The sequence below is a fragment of the Pseudohaliea rubra DSM 19751 genome, from assembly GCF_000764025.1.
GTDB lineage: Bacteria > Pseudomonadota > Gammaproteobacteria > Pseudomonadales > Halieaceae > Pseudohaliea > Pseudohaliea rubra.
This window is the reverse complement of the sequence record NZ_KN234789.1, coordinates 1-20,187: the sequence shown is the minus strand read 5'-3', so window position 1 is coordinate 20,187 and position 20,187 is coordinate 1. Positions and strand designations below refer to the sequence as shown.

The window sequence follows — 20,187 nt, the reverse complement described above, 5'->3', positions numbered from 1 at the left end:
GCCGGCGTGGTGCGCCTGGGCTGGCCGGCCCGGCCCGCTGCGCTGCACGACCTGCAGGCCGCTGCGGCGGTGGGGCAGTCCAGCCTGCTTCAGGCCTGGGAGCAGGCCTTCGGCGCCCACGGCATCGCCACGGCGCAGGTGCTTCTCGGCCACGACGACGTGGTTGCACGGGATCGCTACCTGAACGCCCGGGCCACCCTGAACACGCTTTTACGCCTCGGCGTCATGCCCGTGGTCAACGAGAACGACACGGTGGCGACGGAGGAGATCCGTTTCGGTGACAATGATTCCCTCGCCGCCCTGGTCGGCAATCTCATCGACGCCGATGCCCTGCTCCTGCTAACGGACCAGTCCGGCCTCTTTGAGGCCGACCCGCGCCGGGATCCGGCTGCGGCCCTGGTGCGCGAGGCGGCCGTGGGCGACCCGGCTCTGGATGCCATGGTCGGCGAGGGCGGGGCTCTTGGCCGCGGCGGCATGGTCACCAAGCTACGCGCGGCGCGCCTCGCCGCGCGCTCGGGCACTGAGACGGTGATCGCCGGCGGTGGCGAGGCGGGTATCATCGCCGCCGTGGCCGCCGGCAGTCCCGTGGGCAGCTGGCTGCGCAGTGGCCGGGAACCGCAGCGGGCGCGCAAGCAGTGGTTGGCGGGGCTGCTGCAGGTGTCCGGGGCCGTCGAGCTGGACGACGGTGCCGTGGCCGTGCTCCGCGACGCCGGGCGCAGTCTGCTGCCGGTCGGTGTGCGCGCCGTGCGCGGCGACTTCCGCCGCGGCGACGTGGTGGCGTGCATCGACGGTGCCGGCCGCGAGGTTGCCCGGGGGCTGGTCAACTACCACGCGGCGGAAGTCGAGCGCATTGCCGGGCGCAGTTCCCGGGACATCGAGGCGATCCTCGGGTACGGTGGCGACGAGGAACTCATCCACCGCGATAACCTGGTACTGCTGGATTTCCGTGACTGAGCCGCTGTCCCTGCTGCTGGCCTATTGCGCCGCGATCGCCTTCGCCTCCGTGGCCGGCGGGGCGTTGCCGAACCGCGTGCGCATGACGCACACGCGAACGCAGCTCGCCATGAGCGCGGTCTCGGGGCTCATGCTCGGCGTGGCTTTCTTTCACCTGCTGCCCCACGCCATCGTCCTCGGCCCGGGGCCCGGTGCCATCGATTACGCCAGCCTCTTTGTGGTGGCGGGGCTGGTGACGATGTTTCTGCTGCTGCGCATGTTCCATTTTCACCAGCACGAGTTTGCGGCGCCGGACTGCCGGCATGACCCGGTGCAGGACCAGACCCACGATCACGACCACGATCACGACCAGACCGCTGCCCCCCCCCTTGGGGACCATGGCGTTGCCGATGCCCATGGCCTCAGCGGCCTCGGCATCGCCCTCGGGCTGTCTGTGCATACGGTCATCGACGGCATCGCCCTGGGTGCCGCCGTCGGCGGGGGCGGCCACGGCGGGGGCTACCTCGGGGCCGGCGTGTTCCTGGCGGTACTCCTGCACAAACCCCTGGATGCCATGTCCATCACCGCACTCATGCAGAGCGGCGGCTGGAGCCGGGCCGCCACCGGCCGGGTCAACCTGGGCTTCGCCTTGCTCTGCCCGCTGGCGGCGGTGCTGTTCTACCTCGGCCTCGGCAGCCTGAGCGGTGACGCGGCGCCGGTCCTCGCAGCGGCCCTGGCTTTTGCTGCCGGTGCTTTTGTCTGTATCGCCCTCTCCGACCTGCTCCCGGAGGTGCATTTCCACAGCCACGACCGGGTGAAGCTTACCGCTGTGTTCCTCGCCGGTATTGCCGTGGCCTGGCTCATCGGCGGCTTCGAGCCCGCCGGTGCGCACCATCTCCATGGCCTTGAGGCGCAGCCGTGAGCGAACGTCGCTTGATCTATCCCCCGGTATGGATGGTCTTCGGCGTGGTGGCGATCTTCGTCATCGATGAATACCTGCCCGGCCCACGTTTCGCAGGCGCCTCGGCGCAGTTCGCCGGGAGCGCGCTGCTCGTGGGCGGTCTGGCGATGCTGGTGATCGCCGGGGGGCTCTTTGCCCGCGCGGATACGGGCATGGTGCCGTTCCGTGATACCCGGGTGCTGGTGACGCGGGGTCTGTACCGCTACAGCCGCAACCCCATGTACCTCGCCATGGCGCTGGTGCTTCTCGGGGTCGCGGTTACCGTGGGTGCCTCGCTGGCCCTGGCGGTGCCGCCGGTGTTCCTGGTGATTATCGAGCGGCGCTTCATCCGCGCCGAGGAGCAGCAGCTGGAGGCGCTTTTCGGGGAGGAATACCGGGCCTACTGCCGCCGGGTGCGGCGCTGGCTCTGAGCCCGGTCCGACGGTCGGCGCTGCCTCAGGCGGCGCCGGAGTAGCCGAGGGCGGCGGCCCGCTCGGCGGCTACCGCCGGGTCCGTACGCGCCTCCAGCCAGCCGCAGAGCTGCTCCCCGGCGAGGTCCGCCAGGAATGCCACGTGCGCCTCGCTGGCATTGAGGCAGGGAATGTACTGGTAGTCCTTGCCACCGGCCTCGAGAAAATACTCCCGGTTTTCCTCGCCGATTTCCTCGATAGTCTCGAGACAGTCTGCGGAGAAGCCCGGGCAGATCACCTGCACCGATGTTATTCCCGCCGCCGGCAGCCCCTTCAGCGTTTCGTCCGTATAGGGCTGCAGCCACTCCTCCCGGCCAAAGCGTGACTGGAAGCTGGTGAGGTACTCGTCTTCTCCCAGGCCCAGGGCCTCGGCCACCAGCCGCGTGGTCTTGTGGCAATGGCAGTGGTAGGGGTCGCCCTCCTCCAGGTAGCGCAGGGGCTCGCCGTGGTAGGAAAAGACCAGCTTCTGGGCGCTGCCGTGCTCGGCACGGAAAGCGCGCACGCTGTCGGCGAGGGCGGCGATGTAGCCCGGATGGTCGTGGTAGCAGGACACGAAGCGCAGGTCCGGCAGCCAGCGCCGGGCGCGGAAGTCCTCGGCGACCGCATCGAAGGTGGAGCCGGTGGTCGGGCCGCTGTAGTGCGGGTAGAGCGGCAGCACCAGAAGCTTACGGGCGCCGGCCTCGATCAGGGCCTGGAGCTTCGAAGCCACCGAAGGCTGCCCGTAGCGCATGGCGAAGTCGACGATGACGCGGTCGCCATAGCGCGCGCGAAGCTCAGCCTGCAAAGCTTCGGCCTGGTCCCGGGTATGCAGGAGCAGCGGCGAGCCCTCGTCGGTCCACACGGTTTCGTAGGCCTCGGCAGAGCGCGCCGGACGGACGTTGAGGATGATAACGTTGAGAATGAACCACCACAGAAGCCGCGGTACTTCCACGACCCGCGGGTCCGAGAGGAACTGCTTCAGATACGGACGCAGGGCCTGGCGCGTCGGAGCCTCCGGCGTACCGAGATTGGTGATCAACACGCCAATGCGAAGTGCCTGGCCGTGATCAAAGCCGGGAGAGCCTAGGTATTTCATAAGCGCGCCAATATACGTCTGTGTGCTTGCTGTGCCAAGCGGCGCGACTGTCCGCAGCGCTTTGCATCCCTCAACGCAATGATACGCCAACTGTTCACCGATGGATTCCGGCAGTTGGCCGTGCCGCAGCCACCGTTCGGCGAAAGCGCCTGTCGACGGGCCTTTCGCTCTCCTGGTCTGTGTCTGTCGAGCGGACCGTCGCTTATGGCGACCTCGACCTCACCAGCCGCCCCTGCGCTCCGCGGAACGTCGACTGCTCCGGAAGCACGGGAGGCACGAGGGGTGGGGGCGGGAGACTTCTTTCACAAAGCGTGTATCGGGGAGCGACTGAAAGAAGTCTCCCGCCCCCGCCCCGTGAACTTTGCGACTAACCGGTCCCGTCGTGGGTCAGGTGGGTGGCAATCACGGTTGCAGGTGCTATCGTTGGCCGCTCGTTGATCCACAGGAGCCTGTAATGCGACGCCTGGCAATCCTCGCCCTCTTCTCTTTCGGTCTCGCCACCCCGGCCCTCGCCGATGACCGCGACAGCATGCTCACCTACCTCGACGGCGAAGGAGAACGCTTCGGTGCCCTCGCCCGGCAGCTTTGGGAGAAGGCCGAGGTGGGCTACCAGGAGACCGAGAGCTCCGCGCTGCTGCAACAGGCGCTCGCAGACGAGGGCTTCAGCATCGAGCAGGGCGTCGCCGATATCCCCACCGCATTCGTGGCCAGCTACGGCAGCGGCGAGCCGGTGATCGCCCTCCTCGCCGAATTCGACGCGCTGCCCGGCATCAGTCAGTCCGACCGCCCCGTGCGCGACCCGCTGCCCGGGAAGGCCGCGGGCCACGCCTGTGGCCACCACCTCTTCGGTGCCGGCTCCACCGCCGCCGCCGTTGCTCTGCGCCACTGGCTCGAGGATACCGGGCAACAGGGCACCGTGCGCCTCTACGGTACGCCGGCGGAAGAGGGTGGCTCCGGCAAGGTGTACATGGTCCGCGCCGGGCTCTTCGACGACGTCGATGCGGTCCTCGGCTGGCATCCCTCCGACCGCAACGCCGCCGACGCGGCCACAACGCTTGCCAACAAGTCGGCCAAGTTCCGCTTCCGGGGGATCTCCTCCCACGCCGCGGTCGCGCCGGAGCGGGGCCGCTCGGCCCTGGACGGGGTCGAGGCCATGAACTTCATGGTCAACCTGCTGCGGGAGCATGTGCCGCAGGAAACGCGCATTCATTACGTGATCACCAGCGGTGGCTCCGCGCCGAATGTGGTGCCGGACTTCGCCGAGGTCTTCTACTACGTCCGCCACCCCGAGCGGGACGTGCTCGCCGGCCTCTGGGACCGGGTCGTTGCCGCCGCAGAAGCCGCCGCGCAGGGCACGGGGACCGAACTCGACTTCGAAATCATCCACGGCAACTACAACAAGCTGCCCAACGAGACCCTCGCCGGGATTATGCACGGCAACCTGCTGCGCGTCGGCGGCGTCAGCTGGAATGCCGAAGAGCAGGCCTTCGCCGGGGAACTCGCCGACTCCCTGGATCGCGATCCTGCCGTCGCCGGCCAGCAGGGGCGCATCAAGCCCCTTGGTTTCACCCAGAGCATGGGCTCCACGGACGTCGGCGACGTGAGCTGGATGGCGCCGACCACCGAGATGCGCGCCGCCACCTGGGTGCCGGGTACGGCACCCCACTCCTGGCAGGCCATTGCCGCCGGGGGTACCAGCATCGGCACCAAGGGCATGCTGGTCGCGGCCAAGACCCTGGCGCTCACCGGCGCCGAATTGTTCCAGTCGCCGGCGGTGCTGGTGTCTGCGAAAAAAGAGTTTGATCAGCGCCGCGGCCCGGATTTCCAGTACGTGCCGCTCCTCGGCGACCGCGCGCCGCCCCTGGACTACCGCCGTTGATGTCACGGCGTCGTAACAAAGGCCCGTTAGCCTTGCTTCGCTACTAGCCGGAGAACGCCCATGTTGTCACGCCGTCATTTCCTGCGCCTCTCGTCCGGGGTTGTTCTGTCCACCGCCGTCACCGGTTGCACGCTTGGCGGCCGGGAGCCGGCACTCACCGCGGCCCGCTTTGACCACGGCGTTGCCAGCGGTGACCCCCTCGCCGACGGCGTGCTGCTCTGGACCCGGGCCACGCCGGCGGCCGGCGCCGGCCCGGTGAGTGTGGCCTGGGAGCTGGCGACGGATGGAGACTTCCGCGAGGTGCTGCGCGACGGCGTTGTCGACACGGGCCCGGCCCGTGACTACACGGTGAAGATCGACGTCCGCGATCTCGACCCCGGGCAGACCTATTACTACCGTTTCCGCGCCGCCGGCGCCGGGAGCGCCACGGGCCGCGCCCGCACCCTGCCCGCCGCCGGCGCGCGGGAAGTGCGCCTCGCCGTGTTCTCCTGCTCCAATTATCCCGCAGGCTACTTCTATCCCTACCGGGATGCGGCCCGCCGCGACGACCTCGACGCTTTCCTGCATCTGGGTGACTATTTCTACGAGTACGGTGCCGGTGGCTACGCCACCGAGCGCAGCGAGGAACTTGGTCGGGCGCTGCCGGCGGACAACGCCGGCGAGCTGTTCACGCTCACGGACTACCGTCGTCGCTACGCCCTCTACCGCAGCGATACTGACCTGCAGGCCATGCATGCCGCCGCGCCCTGCATCAGTGTCTGGGATGACCACGAGTTCGCCAATGACGCCTGGCGCGGTGGTGCCGAGAACCACGGCGCCGACGAGGGCGATTGGGAGGCTCGGATGCTGGCGGCGCTGCAGGCCTACTATGAGTGGATGCCTATTCGTCCACCGGCGGGGGAGGGCTCCCTGCGCATCTATCGCAGCTTCGATTTCGGCGGCCTGGTTGCCCTGCACATGCTCGATACGCGGCTCGTCGGCCGCGATGAGCAGCTGGCGTATGAGGATTACATCGATCAGGCCACGGGGCAGCTCGATCGCGACCGCTTCCTCGCCGACCTCGGCAACCCGGCCCGCAGCCTCCTGGGCGATGCCCAGCGCAATTGGCTTGCTACCGAACTGGCCCAGTCCCGGGCCCCCTGGCAGCTCCTCGGCCAGCAGATTCTCATGGCCCGCATGCTGATGCCCGCCGAGATGCTCGGCGCCGCTTCTTATGCGGATGTCCCGCCGATTCTCGAGGAGCTCGCCCGCCTCAAGGCCGCAGCGGAAGCCGGCCAGGCGCTCAGCGATGCGGAGCTGGCCCGCCTGGCTGCAGTGACCCCCTACAATCTGGATGCCTGGGACGGCTACCCGGTGGAGCGCGAGCTGCTCTATGGCGCAGCGCAGGCCACGGGCAAGCGCATCGTCTCCCTCGCCGGCGATACGCATAATGCCTGGTACTCCACGCTCCGCGATCGCAGCGGCGCCGAGGTAGGCATCGAGCTCGCCACGCCGAGTGTCTCGTCACCGGGCATGGAGACCTATTTCCAGATGGACGCCCCCACGGCGATGCAGATGGCCCGGGTCCTCCCGCTGCTCATCGACGAGCTCAACTACTGCAATCTCCACCAGCGCGGCTACCTCCTGCTCACCGCCACGCCCGACGAGCTCCGCGCCGACTGGACCTTCGTGGATTCGGTAAAGACGCCGGAGTACTCGATTGCAGGCACGCACACGGAGCGCTTCTCCCGCGGTTAGGTTTTCGCGAGCTCCTGAGTGACGCTAGCTTCGGCGCTGGCGCTCCAAATACCCCCCGGGAACCCCGCAAAAGCGCTATTCAAGGCTTCCGGAATACAGGCATTGCTGTACGGGTAGTTGAGCGGTGCCTCTGGCTACGGCGCTGCCGCTCCAAATACCCTCACGGGATCGCAAAAGCGCCATCCATGGCTTCCGGAATACAGGTGTTGCTATACGAGCAGCTCAGCGGTGCCTCTAGCCTCGGCGCTGCCGCTCCAAATACCCTCACGGGACCGCAAAAGCGCCATCCATGGCAGCTCGACAGCGGGCATCCATGCCCGCTGACGCCCCGTGAGGGTATTTGGAGCGCCAGCGCCTGACGGTGGTGCCAGCGAATTGGCGTTAGCGGTGCGTACTAGGGATAGGAGCATCCAGTACTCTATGGAGCTCTGCTTTAAGCGATGGTCCGCTGAACCGATGGATCTAGACGCCAGCTGGGCGTCAGGCCCGGGGGTGGTGATATACCCCCCGGGAACGTCGGAGGCCATGGATGGCCTCCGCCGAGCTGCCATGGATGGCGCTTTTGCGGTTCCCGGGGGGTATATCACCACCCCCGGGCCGACCTAGTGGCACCCCCGGCCCGACCTAATGGCACCCCCGGCCCGACCTAATGGCACCCCCGGCCCGACCTGATGGCACCCCCGGCCCGACCTGGTGCCACCCCCGGCCCTTGCTCAGCGGAGGCCGGAGGCCTGCACAGAAACGCTGGTGAACCGGCCTCAGTAAGCCCCGAAGTCGTAGTCCAGCTGGACGCCCCAGAAGAGGGGCGGGCCGGCGACAAAGGTGGGGTTGCCGAAAGAGCCGCCGGTGTTGCCGGCGTCGACCAGGTACTCCTCGTCGAGGAGATTGCTGGCGAAGACGCTGAGCTCCCAGCCCTGGCCCGCGCTGGCGATGCCGATGCGGGCACTGAGGAGCCCGTAGGCATCCTCCTCGATGGGCAGGCCCGCGATCGGGGCATTCTCCGGCTCGAAGAATACCTCCGAGCGCCAGCTGTAGACCAGCGAGCCCGTCAGGTTCAGCGCGCCGTTCAGCGGCTGATCGAGGAACAGGCCCGTGCTGGCGGTCCACTCCGGCTGCAGCCGGAATCGGTTGCCGGCGAGCGTGCCATTGCTGGCGTCGTCATCGATCTCCGCGTCGATCCAGGCTGCGTTGGCGAACAGCTCCAGGCTCGAACCGAGGAGGGCGCGCACATCCGCCTCCACACCGAGATTCGTCGCTGAACCGGCATTCGCCGTGAAGAAATTGCCGGCGTCATCCTGGAGCGTTACCTGGAAATCCGAGTAATCCTGGTAGAACAGCGAGACGCTGTAAGACAAGCGACGGTCGTTGCTGGCACCCTTGGCGCCCACCTCGTAGTTCCAGACGATCTCCGCCGGCACCTCCGTGACATCGGCAACCGCATTACCGGCGCTGTCCCTGGTTGCCGTTACGTCGATGACATCGGAGCGGCGGCCCTTGGAGACCGTGGCATAAACATTGGTGCTGTCGCTCACGCGCCACAGCGCGTTGAAGCGCGGCAGCCAGTCATCGAAGCTGCCGTCGGCGCGGACGATCGCGCCGCCCGTGTCCACCACCGGCAGGAGCGGCTGGTTGAGGCCGAGGAAACCGAGGAGCGCCGAGTTCGGGGCGATGGCGCTGAAGCCGCTCTCGCGGCTCTCGTCGATGTAGCGCAGGCCGGCGGTGAGCTCTAGCGCGTCGCTGGCGGCCCAGGTCACGTCCGCAAAGGCGGAAAGGATTTCGTTCTTGCCGTAGTTGGCGAACTCCGAGCTGTAGGGGAGTACGTCCAGCAGCCCGCTGGTAAGTACCGGCGTGAGGAGGTTGACGCGCCCGTCCGGCTCGATGCAGGCGGCGTCAACCGGGAGCGCGCCGACACAATTGAGGAAGATGGATTCCTCCGTGCTGAAGGGCACCCGCTGGCTGCCCTCCTCGTCGAAATAGTTGGCACCCACGATCGTGGTGAAGCGGTCGCCGCTGTAGACGGCGCGCAGCTCCTGATTGAACTGCTCGCCTTCGGCGTCCTCGCCGAACTCGAGGAACCAGGCCTGGGTGCCGTCGGCGTCGAAGACCTCGAGGGATTCGAACTCGCGCCAGGCGGAAAGGGATGTCACCGTGAGCCGTTCCGTCGGCTGCCACTCCATGCGCAGGTTGTAGTCCTCGACCTCGCGCTCGATGCCGAGGTCCGCCTTGCCGAGGGCCGCCTCCGAGAACGGGCTGCCGGCCATCTCGACGAAAGAGAAGGGACTGCTGTCGCCGCCGGTGGGGGCGTAGAGGCCGTTCTTGAAGGAGGTGCCCGTATCGTCGTTCTCCTCCCAGGTATAGACGAAGTCGATGGTCAGGTCGTCCGTGGGGGTCAGGCGCAGCGAAGAGCGCAGCGCCGTGCGCTCGATGCCCTGCAGGTCACTCTGGCGGAAGCCGTCGGGGTTCTGGGAGGCGGGGCTGCCGGCGATGTTGTCGATGAAGCCGTCGCGCTCCCGGTGCTGGAAGGCCAGACGCGCCTGCACGAGGTCGCTGCCGCCGGTGACGAAGCCGCGGGCGAGGCGGCTGCTGTAGTTGCCCGCATTCACGGTCAGGGAGCCGGCGAGCTCCTCCTGAGGCCGCGCCGTGTAGACGCTGACGGCGCCCACGGAGGCGGCGGTGCCGAAGAGCGTGGCCTGCGGGCCCTTCACCACCTCGACACGCTCGATATCGAAGAGTTCGAAGTAGGAACCGCGGGAGCGCGAGACGTCGACGCCGTTGTAGTACACGGAGACGCGCGGCGCGGCCTGGGAGGAGCCGCTGTCCGAGGTGATGCCGCGGATCACGAAGCCCGGGTTGTTCGGGCTCTGCTCCTGGATCACCAACCCCGGGGTGATGTCGGAAAGGGCATCGAGCTCGATGATGTTCGCGCGCTCAAGGAGGTCGCCGCTGTAGGCAGTAATGCTGATAGGTACGTCGGCAACGGTCTGCTCCCGGCGCTGGGCGTAGACGCTGACTTCTTCGATCTGTCCCGCTGCGGGGCGGGGTTCATCCTGGGCAACGGCGATCGGGGCGCCGGTCGCCAGGGCCGCGAGGGCCAGGTAAAGAGGTGTGTGCTGTTGCATGCCGGACTCCGTAGTGATGGCTGTAAAGCGGCGAGAGCTTACGGCAGGAAAAGGACGCCCTGATGACGCTCTGGTGAAGCTTGTATGACAGTCGGGGTGCTGCGCCCCGGTGTCGCAGGGGGCTCTGCGGGTTACCTGCCCGTTTTCCTGGTGTCCGCTTCGGCGCTTTCCCGGAGCGTCCTCGGGCGTTACCCCGGTGGGCTTGCGGTCGATCACCGGAGCGCAGCCCTACCCGGCACAGCGTCGATGCCCGGCGCGCCTGAGTACAGCCCGCCGCGGGTGCTGGCGAGGCACGGCCTTCCGCCACCGGAGGCCTCAAGTTATACTCAATTATCTGAAGCAACACTCAATGCTTGGAGGCCCGCCCATGGCCCTCGACTTCGACAGTGCCCGCCTGCCCAACCCCAACCTGACGGAGGCCCACGAGGCCTGGCGGACGCAGCTGCGTCGTTTCATCGATACGGAGATCGCCCCCTTTGCCGACGACTGGGACGAGGCCGGCGCCATGCCCGACGCGCTCTGGCCCAGGGCCGCGGCCGTTGGCCTCCTCGGCCTTGGCTACCCGGAGGCCTACGGCGGCACCAGCGAGGGTATCGACAGCTGGTACCACTGGATTACCGCCGAGGAACTCGCGCGCTTCGCCGTGGGGGGTGTAAACGCCAGCCTTATGGTGCACGGCATCGGCCTGCCGCCGGTCATCAACTGGGGCAGCGAGGCCATGAAGCAGGTGGTCGCGCCCCCCGTGCTTGCCGGCGAGAAGCACATCTCCCTTGCTATCACCGAGCCCGGTGGCGGTTCCGACGTCGCCGCGCTGAGCACCACGGCGGTCCGTGACGGCGACCATTACGTGGTCAACGGCTCCAAGACCTATATCACCGGTGGGATGCGCGCAGACTGGGTGTCCACTGCCGTGCGCACCGGCGGCGAGGGCGCCCGCGGCGTCTCTATGCTGCTGATCCCCACGGATGCGGAGGGGTTCTCCCGCACGCCGCTGGACCGCAAGATGGGCTGGTGGGCTTCCGACACGGCTACGCTTTATTTTGACAACGTGCGCGTGCCCGTGGAGAACCTGATCGGTCGGGAGCATCAGGGTTTTCTCGTGATCATGACCAACTTCAACAGCGAGCGCATGGGTATGGCCGCGGCCATGGAAGCCCTCGGCCGGGTGTGTCTGGAGGAGGCGGTGACATGGGCGCAGGAACGGCGCACCTTCGGCAAGCGCCTCGCTGATCATCAGGTGATCCGCCACAAGATCGCGCAGATGAAGCAGAAGCTGAACGCCACCCAGGCCTACCTGCGCGCCTGCTACGAGGCGATTGAGGCGGGCCAGGGCAACCCCGGGGATATCGCCCTGCTCAAGGTGCAGGCCAGCGAGACCATGGAGTTCTGCGCCCGGGAGGCCATGCAGGTGCTCGGCGGCGTCGGCTACCTGCGCGGCAACCGGGTGGAGCGCATCTACCGGGAGGTGCGGGTCAACGCCATTGGCGGTGGCTCGGAAGAGATCATGCGCGACCTCGCGGCGCGCCAGTACGGACTGTGACAAGGACGGTGACGATGAAACTCTGGCATTGCGGCGGCGCCCGCTCCCTGCGTCCGCTCTGGGCCCTGGAGGAACTGGGCCTGGCCTACGACCTCGAGGTGCTGCCGTTCCCGCCGCGGCTCCTCGACAAGGACTTCCTCAAGGTGAACGCGCTGGGGACGGTGCCGTATTTCACCGATGGCGACACGACCCTGACTGAGTCCGTTGCCATCTGCCAGTATCTCGTGGACCGCTATCCGTCCGACGGCCTCGGCCTTGCGCCCGGACATCCGGACTATGGCGACTACCTCAACTGGCTGCATCAGGCCGACGCGACACTGACCTTCCCGCAGACCATCTACCTGCGCTATACGGCCTTTGAGCCGGCGCCGGAGAAGCTCGCCGTGGCGAAGGACTACGCGAAGTGGTTTCTGGCCCGGCTGCGCCGCCTCGATGCGTTCCTCGAGGAGCGCGACTACCTCGTTGCCGACCGCTTCACCGTGGCCGATATCGCCGTCGGCTATGCGCTTTACCTGGGGCGTGTGCTGCGCCTCGACGATCGCTATCAGCCGCAGACCGCCGCCTACCTGGACCGGCTGCTGGCGCGACCGGCCTTCCAGCGCGCCGATGCGCGCGCGCCGGGCTTCAATCCGTTTCCCGAAGGTCGCTGAGCGCGGCCCCTGCAAGGAGGTTTCCCATGACCGCCCCGCAAAATGAACTGGATGCCTTCCGCGCCGACGTGTCGGCCTGGCTCCGGGACAACCGGCCCGCCGATCCCGGCTTCCTGCTGCCGCAGACCTTCATGGAGGTGGGCAGCGACGAGCAGCTCGATTTCCTGCGCGAGTGGCAGTACAAGGTCTGGTCCGCCGGCTATCTGGGTCTCGCCTGGCCGAAGGCCTATGGCGGCGGCGGCATGGACCCGGCCTTCCAGTCCGTAGCGGACCAGGAGATGCGCCGGGCCGGCGTGCCCATCTGCTTCAACGTCATCGGCCTCGGCTGGGCCGGGCCGCTTATCAACGACATCGGCACCGAGGAGGAGAAGGCGAAGTACCTGAAGGGCATCCTCAGCGGCGAGGATATCTGGTGCCAGGGCTTCTCCGAGCCGGATCACGGCTCGGATCTCGGCAACGCCCAGACCCGCGCCGTGCGCGAGGGTGACGAGTATGTGGTCAACGGCACCAAGATCTGGACGACCATGGGCAACTACGCCAAATATATGATTCTGCTGGTGCGTACGGACCCGGAAGCACAGCGCAAGTACGACGGGCTGTCCTTCTTCCTGGCGCCCATGGCTGTGCCCGGGGTCGAGACGCGGCCGATCCGCAAGCTCACCGGTGAGTACGGCTTCACGGAAACCTTCTTCACCGACGCCCGCATTCCCGCGGAATGCCTCATGGGGGAAGAGGGGGACGGCTGGAAGATCGCCATGAAGACGCTGCAGTACGAGCGCGGCGCCGAGGCCGGCGCGGCCGGGGGCCTGGCCTTCGTGCGGATCGTGATCGACGACCTCGTCGCCGGGCTCGCGGGTGTGCGCAGGGACGGTGCCCCGGTGCTCGAGGACCCGCTGCTGCGCGATCAGCTGGTGCGCCTGGTCATGGAGGAGAAGGCCATCGCTCTCGGCGACCGCCGGGCCGCCATCGCGCCGCTCGCGACAGACTACCCCCTGTCCCTGCCCCTGTCCCACAAGCTCCGCTGGACCGAGCACACCCGGCGCATGCGCCAGTTCGCGATCAACGCCCAGGGCGCCGACGGCGCCCGCTATGTCGGGGACGACGACGCGCTCGCCGGTGGCTTCTGGCAGCGCGCGTACCTGAACAGCTTTTCTGCCACCATCGGCGGCGGCACCAGCCAGGTGCAGGCCAACATCATCGCCGAGCACGTGCTCGGCCTGCCGAAATAGGAGGTTGCTCATGTCCCTGACCGGCAATACGCGCATCGCTTTTTCCGAAGAGCAGGCCATGCTGCTGGACGTCGCCCGGGAATTCTGCCGCGCCAAGGCCCCGCGGGAGATCGTCCGTGCGCAGCTGGAAACGCCCCGGGGCTATGATCCGGATACCTGGCAGGCCATGGTTGAACTGGGCTGGACCGCCATCGCCCTCCCGGAAAGCGCCGGCGGCTCGGCCCTCGGTCCCGGCAGCGTAGTCCCCGTGTTCGAGGCCATGGGCCGGGCCATGCTGGGCACGCCCCTGCTGAGCACAACACTCGCCGGGCAGCTGCTGGGGCGGGCGGCGCCGGGCATGCATGAGGAGGTGCTTGCGGACATCGCTACCGGGGCCGTGGCGACCATCGCCGCGCTCGAGGGCGGTGACTGGGGCGCTGCGCCGCAGTGTCACCTCGACGACGACGGGCGTCTGGTGGGCAGCAAACGCCTCGTCGGCGACGCCCACGTGGCCGCGTACTTCCTCGTGGTGCTCGCTGTGGAGGAGGCGCCGGCCCTGGCGCTGCTGCGCCGCGAGCAGCTCGATCCGTCCCGGATCCGGGAGAGCGAACTTATCGACCAGACCCGGCGCGCGGCCACCGTTGACGTCACCGGGGTGGAGCCCCTGGCGCTCATTGTCGGCCCGGCGGTGGCGCCGGCGCTGCGCGACGTGGAGCTGCTCGGTGCCCTCTACGTGGCCGCGGAGGCTGCCGGCAGCGCCGCGGCCTGCCTGGACACGACCGTCGACTACCTGAAGACCCGCAAGCAGTTCGGCAAGCTTATCGGCTCCTACCAGGCCCTGAAGCACCCGGCGGTGGAGATCCTCTGCGAGGTGGATTCGAGTCGCTCCTTCGTCTACCACGGCGCCACGCTGGTCGGCGACGGTGCGCTGGACCGGGACGCGGAGATCGCCTGCCGCATGGCCAAGGCCCAGGCCACGGAAACGCTGTGCTACGCCGGCGACCGGGCGGTGCAGTTCCACGGCGGCATGGGCTTTACCTACGAGTGCGACGCGCAGCTCTACATCCGCCGCGCGCAATGGGTGCAGCAGCAGTACGGCGACGCCCAGCACCACCGCAAGCGCCTGGCCGGGTTGTTGCTCGACGCCGCCTGAAAGCGCTACCGTTAGTCGCCCGCGGCAGCCCTGTCGCGCAACACCCCGGTGCTTCGCTCAGTGCTTCAACGGTAGGGGCGGGGGGTGGAGCTTGCCCCCACAAAGCGTGTATCGGGGAGCGACCCGGCCGGGTCAGGCTGGGGGCAAGCTCCACCCTCCGCCCCGGCAATTTGCGACGAAACTGAAGAAAGGCTCGACGGTAGCTGATGAGCAAACGACCCTCCCTGACGCGCCGCGGTGCCTTCGGCCGCGGCCTCGCCGTATCCGTGGCCGGTCTGCGTGCCGGCGGCGCCTTCGCCCTGGACAGTGCGCTCACCCGCCTGCGCGGCGGTGACGGCCAGGACTCGGAGCTCTTGCGCCGGGAGGCGCGGCGCTTCGTCGCCGAGCTGGGTCGCCTGAAGGGCACCTGCGTGAAGATCGGCCAGATGTTCGCGATGCTCGGCGAGCACTTTCTGCCGCCGGCGCTCACCGAGGCGCTGCACGAGCTCGAGTCCGCCACGGAGCCCCTGCCCTGGCCAGAGATCGAGCCGGCGCTGCGCGAGGCCCTGGGCGATCGCCTCGACGAGCTGGCGGTGGAGCCGGAGGCCCTTGCGGCCGCCTCCCTCGCCCAGGTGCACCGGGCGGTGGTCCGCGAGACGGGCGAAACCATTGTCCTCAAGGTGCAGTATCCGGGGCTCGCCGACGTCATCGACAGCGACTTCGATGCCGTGGTGCGCATGCTCCTGCTCGCGCGCTGGATCAAGGCCGGGCGGGAGCTCGATGACTGGCTCGGCAGCCTGCGCCAGCAGCTGCACAACGAGATTGACTACGAGCGCGAGGCGGCCATCGGCGATCGGGTCGCCGCACTGGTGGCCGAGCGCCGGGAAGCGCTCGCCACGCGAGGCATCCGTTACCACGTGCCCCTGCGCCACGCCCGCTACTGTGCGGCTACGGTGCTGGCCCTCGAGTACATCGACGGTGAGCCGGTCGGGTCGCCGGCGGTGGCGGGGTTGTCGCTGCGCCGCCGCAACGCGCTGGGTCGGGCCATGCTCGAGCTCTTCTTCCTCGAGCTCTACGACTGGGGCCTGCTCCAGACAGACCCCAACTTCGGCAATTTCCTCATCCGCCGCAGCCCCGGGGGCGACGAGCTGGTGCTGCTGGACTTCGGTTCGACGCTCTACTGCGACGACGCTTTCCTCGCCAACCTCGGCAGCGCCATTGCCGCGGGCCAGCGCCAGGACCGCGAGGCGCTTGTCGAGGCCCTGACCGGGCTCGGCTGCCTGCGCGAGGACTCGAGCGACTTCGCCCGGCAGACCTTCAGTGAGTTCAGTCTGCGGCTCCTCGAACCCCTGCGCCCGCCGGAAGCGCTGCCGCGGGAGTACCTGAACCGTCGCGGCGAATACTGTTGGGGTCGCTCCCGACTCATGCAGCGCGTGGGCCGGCAGGCAGCGGCCTCGGCGGCGACGCGCCACTTCACTACCCCGTCCCGGGAGTTTGCCATGATCGCGCGGAAGCTGACGGGCGTATTCACGTTTATTGCCGTGCTGGACGCCCAGTTCAACGCCCATGACACGGTGCTCAGCTACATCGACGAGGGAGACGGAGAAACGCCGTGAGCGAGGACAGCAAGGACTCGAAGGCCAGTAGTGAGAAAACACGCAGCCGCGCGGTGCCCACCGGTCGTACGGGACGCGCCCTGCGCGTGGCGGGCCTCGCCGGCCGGGTAGCCGGGAGCATGCTCGCCGAGGGCACGCGGCAGTGGCGTGCCGGCAAACGTCCCCGCAAGCGCGACCTGCTGCTCACGCCCGGCAACGCCCGCCGGGTGGCGGATCAGCTGTCGGAAATGCGTGGCGCCGCCATGAAGCTGGGGCAGATTCTATCCATGGACAACGGTGACTTCCTGCCCCGGGAGCTCGCCGACATTCTCGCCCGTCTGCGCTCTGAGGCAACGGCCATGCCGGAGAAGCAGCTCGAGGCAGCCCTGCGTCGCGCCTACGGCAAGCAGTGGCGGCGCGAGTTTGCCGAGTTCGATCCGAATCCCATCGCGGCGGCATCCATCGGCCAGGTGCACCGGGCCGTAAGCCACGACGGCGAGGAGCTCGCCCTGAAGATCCAGTACCCGGGCATCGCTGACAGCATCGACAGCGACATTGACAACATCGCCTACGTGCTGCGCGTCGCGAACGTGCTGCCGGCACATGTGGACGTCGAGCCGCTGCTTGACGACGCCAAGCGCCAGCTCAAGGATGAAGCTGACTATCTGCTGGAGGCGGAATTCCTCGACGACTTCCAGCGCATCCTCGGTGACGATGAGCGCTTCGTGCTGCCGCAGCTGCACCGGGAGCTGACCCGGGAGAACGTGCTCGCCATGAGCTACGAGAGCGGTGGTCCCATGGAGAGCCTGGCGCGCAAGCCGCAGGCCGAGCGCGACCGGGTCATGAGCGCGCTGGTGGGGCTCATGGTGACCGAGCTCTTCGATCTCGCCATGGTGCAGACGGATCCGAACTTTGCCAACTACCAGTACCGCTACGGCACCGGCGAGATTGTGCTGCTGGACTTCGGCGCCACGCGCCGCTTCGAGGAGGGCTTCGTCGACAGCTACCGGGAGCTGGCCGGGGCGGCCATCGCCGGCGACACGGACGCCATGGCCGAGGCGGCGGAAAAGGTCGGCTATGCCGTCGGCGACGAGGACGGCGAGTACCGGGCGCTGCTCCTCGAGCTCCTGCTCCTCGTGCTCGAGCCCCTGCGCCACGAGGGCCCCTACGACTTCGGCGCTTCCGACATGCCCGAACGCCTGGCTACCCTGGCCCGGGAGGCTGCGGGTTACGCGGACTTCTGGCATGCGCCGCCGACGGATGTGGTCTATTTCCACCGCAAGGTGGGCGGGATGTTTCTCCTTGCCAACCGCATGGATGCCCGGGTCGACGCCAATGCCCTGATGGTCGAGCGCCTGTAGCCGCCAGCCCGGTCGGCCAGACGCTGCCGCCGGAAAACTTCGACTGAACCACGACGATGGACGCCCGCTGGTCCCGGCGGGCGTAAGCTGCGCCCATGAATGAAAAGACTCTGACGCTGGTCCTCGGCGACCAGCTATCCTTTGCCAACCCCGCCCTCGTCGCGACGGATCGGGAGCGCGATGTGGTGCTCCTGGCGGAGGTGGCCGAGGAGGCCGCCTACGTGGCCCACAACCGGCACAAGATCGCGCTGATTTTCTCGGCCATGCGCCACTTCCGCGACGCGCTGCGGGACGCCGGCTACAGCGTTCACTACGTGGCCTATGACGATGGTGTTCCCAGTCTCGAGGCCGCGGCCCGACAGACGCTCGATGCCGCTGGCGCGACCGCGCTGCGCTGCTGCGAGCCCGGTGAGGCACGCCTGGCGGCGGCCATGGCCGGCTGGCAGGCGGGCCTCGGGGTGCCGGTGTCGATCCTCGAGGACAGCCGCTTTCTCTGCTCCCGCGATGACTTCGCTGCCTGGGCGAAGGGCCGCAAGCAGCTGCGCATGGAGTATTTCTACCGGGAGATGCGCCGCCGCTACGGCCTGCTCCTCGACGCCGACGGCCGGCCCGAGGGGGGCCAGTGGAACTACGACGCCGAGAACCGCAGCGGCTGGCGCGCCGATGAGACGGTGCCGGCGCGGCCGGCGGCGCCGGTCGATGCCATCACCGGGGCGGTGCTCGCCCTTGTCGCCGAACGTTTTCCCGCTAACCCGGGGGACCTGGACGTTTTTCGCCTGGCGGTGACCGCGGAGGAGGCCGAGGCGCAGTTCCAGTGGTTCCTGGCGCACGCCCTCGATCGCTTCGGCACCTATCAGGATGCGCTCGCCGAGGAATCCCCCTGGCTTTTTCACAGCCTCATTTCGATGTACCTCAACATTGGTCTGCTCGAGCCCCTGGCGCTGTGCCGGGCCGTGGAGGCGCGCTGGCGCGCCGGCGGCTGCTCCCTCGCCGCGGCTGAGGGCTTCATCCGGCAGATCCTCGGCTGGCGCGAATATGTACGCGGGATCTACTGGCTGCATATGCCTGCCTACGCCGAGGGCAACGCCCTCCATGCCGACCGGCCCCTGCCGGACTGGTTCTGGAGCGGTGCCACGGAGCTGCGCTGCCTGCAACAGGCGCTGAAACAGTCCCTGGACCTCGGCTACGCGCACCATATCCAGCGGCTCATGGTCATCGGCAACTTCGCCCTGCTGGCGGGGCTCGATGTGCGCGCGGTCTGCGACTGGTACCTGGCGGTGTACGTGGACGCCTTCGAGTGGGTCGAGCTGCCGAATACGCTGGGCATGGCGCTCTACGGCGACGGCGGCATCATGGCGAGCAAGCCCTATGCGGCCTCCGGCAAGTATATCCAGCGCCAGGGTAATCACTGTGCGAGTTGTCGCTACGATGTGCGCAAAACCACGGGGGAGGGTGCCTGCCCCTACAACGCCCTCTATTGGCGTTTTATCGATCGCCACGCGGCTTACCTGAAGAAAAACGCCCGCATGGGGCTGATGGTCGGCAGCTGGCAGAAGCGCGACGCTGCCGAGCGCGAGGCCATCGTTGCCTGGGCCGACGGCGAGCTCGCGCGGCTGGCGCCCGAGGACGGCTAGGGGCGGCTGGGGGCGGCTAGCGGTCCCGGCGTTTCCAGCGCTCGCCGGCACAGCGCCGGGAACAGTACACCACCTGCTCCCAATTGCGCTTCCAGCGGGCGCGCCAGGTAAAGGGGCGCTCACACACCGGGCAGACCTTGCTCGGCCTGGGATGTTTGGACGCCATCAGTGCCCCAGGGGCCAGTCGGCGGCGTCGGTCACGTAGTCGGGCTGCTTCGGCCGCTCCCCGTCCCACTTGGCCGTGAATATGCCGTCCGGGTCGTGCCGGGCGGCCTGGGAGGCCTGGTCGAAGCGCCGGCCGCCACGCGGGTCTGCGCCGACACCCGCAAGGTACTGCCAGTTGCCGTAGTTGCTGGCGACGTCGAAGTCGATGAGGTGCCGTTCGAAGAAAGCGGCGCCATAGCGCCAGTCGATGCCGTATTCGTGCACCAGGCAGCTGGCCGTGAGCTGCCGGCCCCGGTTGCTCATCCAGCCCGTTTCCAGCAGCTGGTGCATGCAGGCGTTGACCAGGGGGAAGTTGGTGTCCCCCTGGCACCAGCGGGCGAAGTTGCGCGGCTCGAAGGTGCAGTTGTGCAGGCGCCGCTTGCCGCCGGCACCGTGGAGGCGGAACAGGCTGCGGCTGTCGGCCAGAGCACGCCAGTGGTAGTACTCGCGCCAGAGCAGCTCGAAGTAGAGCCAGTAGCTTGACTCGTTACTGCCGTGGGCCGCCTCGCAGGCGGCGATCGCCGCGGCCACCTCCCGCGGCGACAGGCAGCCGGTGGCGAGCCAGGGCGACAGTGTCGACGAACCGTCGAGCGGGTCGAGGCCGTCGCGGGTTTCCTTGTAGCGGTAAAGGCCGCCGTCGACACTCACGAACCGCGCCAGCCGGCGCTCTGCCTCGGCCCGCCCGCCGCGCAGCGGCAGCGCCGCCGGCG

Annotated in this window: 16 protein-coding genes; 12 read left to right on the top strand and 4 right to left on the bottom strand. The window is 68.2% G+C overall.

The annotated features are described in order from the left end of the window. The 3 genes from proB to HRUBRA_RS12910 all read left to right on the top strand — a co-directional run. The coding region (gene proB, locus HRUBRA_RS12920; RefSeq protein WP_035517838.1) for a glutamate 5-kinase at positions 1-954 on the top strand (954 nt) is incomplete at its 5' end. After that, complete coding sequence (locus tag HRUBRA_RS12915; RefSeq protein ID WP_035517834.1) at positions 947-1,855, top strand: ZIP family metal transporter; 909 nt, start codon at positions 947-949, stop codon at positions 1,853-1,855. The genes proB and HRUBRA_RS12915, both read left to right, overlap by 8 nt. Next, a complete protein-coding gene (locus HRUBRA_RS12910) occupies positions 1,852-2,304 on the top strand; it encodes a methyltransferase family protein (protein ID WP_144244475.1) in 453 nt (150 codons plus the stop codon). Before HRUBRA_RS12915 ends, HRUBRA_RS12910 begins: the two co-directional genes overlap by 4 nt. A gap of 25 nt (positions 2,305-2,329) precedes the next feature. Here the strand turns inward: HRUBRA_RS12910 and hemH are convergent, their stop codons facing one another. Continuing rightward, the gene (hemH, locus tag HRUBRA_RS12905) at positions 2,330-3,418 is read right to left on the bottom strand and encodes a ferrochelatase (RefSeq protein ID WP_035517830.1); all 1,089 of its coding nucleotides are present in this window, start codon (positions 3,416-3,418) and stop codon (positions 2,330-2,332) included. 454 nt (positions 3,419-3,872) lie between these two features. Here hemH and HRUBRA_RS12900 point away from each other — a divergent pair, with 454 nt between their 5' ends. Further along, the gene (locus HRUBRA_RS12900; protein WP_035517828.1) at positions 3,873-5,297 is read left to right on the top strand and encodes an amidohydrolase; all 1,425 of its coding nucleotides are present in this window, start codon (positions 3,873-3,875) and stop codon (positions 5,295-5,297) included. Positions 5,298-5,357: 60 nt separating this feature from the next. Beyond that, positions 5,358-7,034, top strand: coding sequence for an alkaline phosphatase D family protein (locus HRUBRA_RS12895; protein WP_035517827.1), 1,677 nt, complete (start codon positions 5,358-5,360; stop codon positions 7,032-7,034). A gap of 758 nt (positions 7,035-7,792) precedes the next feature. On the opposite strand, the gene HRUBRA_RS12890 is transcribed toward HRUBRA_RS12895, so the two are convergent. After that, a complete protein-coding gene (locus HRUBRA_RS12890) occupies positions 7,793-10,153 on the bottom strand; it encodes a TonB-dependent receptor (RefSeq protein WP_035517826.1) in 2,361 nt (786 codons plus the stop codon). Positions 10,154-10,520: 367 nt separating this feature from the next. Between HRUBRA_RS12890 and HRUBRA_RS12885 the strand changes: the two genes are divergently transcribed. From HRUBRA_RS12885 to HRUBRA_RS12855, 7 genes are all read left to right on the top strand, one after another. Then, on the top strand, positions 10,521-11,693 hold the full coding sequence (locus HRUBRA_RS12885) for an acyl-CoA dehydrogenase family protein (RefSeq protein WP_035517824.1): 1,173 nt from the start codon (positions 10,521-10,523) through the stop codon (positions 11,691-11,693). A gap of 14 nt (positions 11,694-11,707) precedes the next feature. Further along, positions 11,708-12,343 carry a glutathione S-transferase family protein gene (locus HRUBRA_RS12880; RefSeq protein WP_035517823.1) on the top strand — a complete coding sequence of 212 codons (636 nt, stop codon included), beginning with the start codon at positions 11,708-11,710 and terminating at the stop codon, positions 12,341-12,343. Between the two features lie 26 nt (positions 12,344-12,369). Then, positions 12,370-13,572 (top strand): acyl-CoA dehydrogenase family protein, encoded by a 1,203-nt coding sequence (locus tag HRUBRA_RS12875; protein WP_035517821.1) that lies wholly within the window; start codon positions 12,370-12,372, stop codon positions 13,570-13,572. A 10-nt stretch (positions 13,573-13,582) separates the two neighbouring features. Further along, positions 13,583-14,704, top strand: a complete 1,122-nt coding sequence (locus tag HRUBRA_RS12870; RefSeq protein WP_035517820.1) for an acyl-CoA dehydrogenase family protein — start codon at positions 13,583-13,585, stop codon at positions 14,702-14,704. A gap of 206 nt (positions 14,705-14,910) precedes the next feature. Further along, entirely contained in the window at positions 14,911-16,299 is a 1,389-nt protein-coding gene (locus HRUBRA_RS12865; RefSeq protein WP_035517819.1) for an ABC1 kinase family protein, read from the top strand. Further along, positions 16,296-17,639, top strand: coding sequence for an ABC1 kinase family protein (locus HRUBRA_RS12860; protein ID WP_035517816.1), 1,344 nt, complete (start codon positions 16,296-16,298; stop codon positions 17,637-17,639). The genes HRUBRA_RS12865 and HRUBRA_RS12860 overlap by 4 nt, the downstream gene beginning before the upstream one ends. Before the next feature lie 95 nt (positions 17,640-17,734). Beyond that, a complete protein-coding gene (locus HRUBRA_RS12855; RefSeq protein ID WP_035517815.1) occupies positions 17,735-19,273 on the top strand; it encodes a cryptochrome/photolyase family protein in 1,539 nt (512 codons plus the stop codon). Positions 19,274-19,289: 16 nt separating this feature from the next. Here the strand turns inward: HRUBRA_RS12855 and HRUBRA_RS15055 are convergent, their stop codons facing one another. Then, entirely contained in the window at positions 19,290-19,439 is a 150-nt protein-coding gene (locus HRUBRA_RS15055; RefSeq protein ID WP_084592649.1) for a DUF2256 domain-containing protein, read from the bottom strand. Continuing rightward, positions 19,439-20,187: FAD-binding domain-containing protein (locus HRUBRA_RS12850; RefSeq protein WP_322786729.1), on the bottom strand; the 749-nt coding region annotated here is incomplete at its 5' end. The genes HRUBRA_RS15055 and HRUBRA_RS12850, both read right to left, overlap by 1 nt.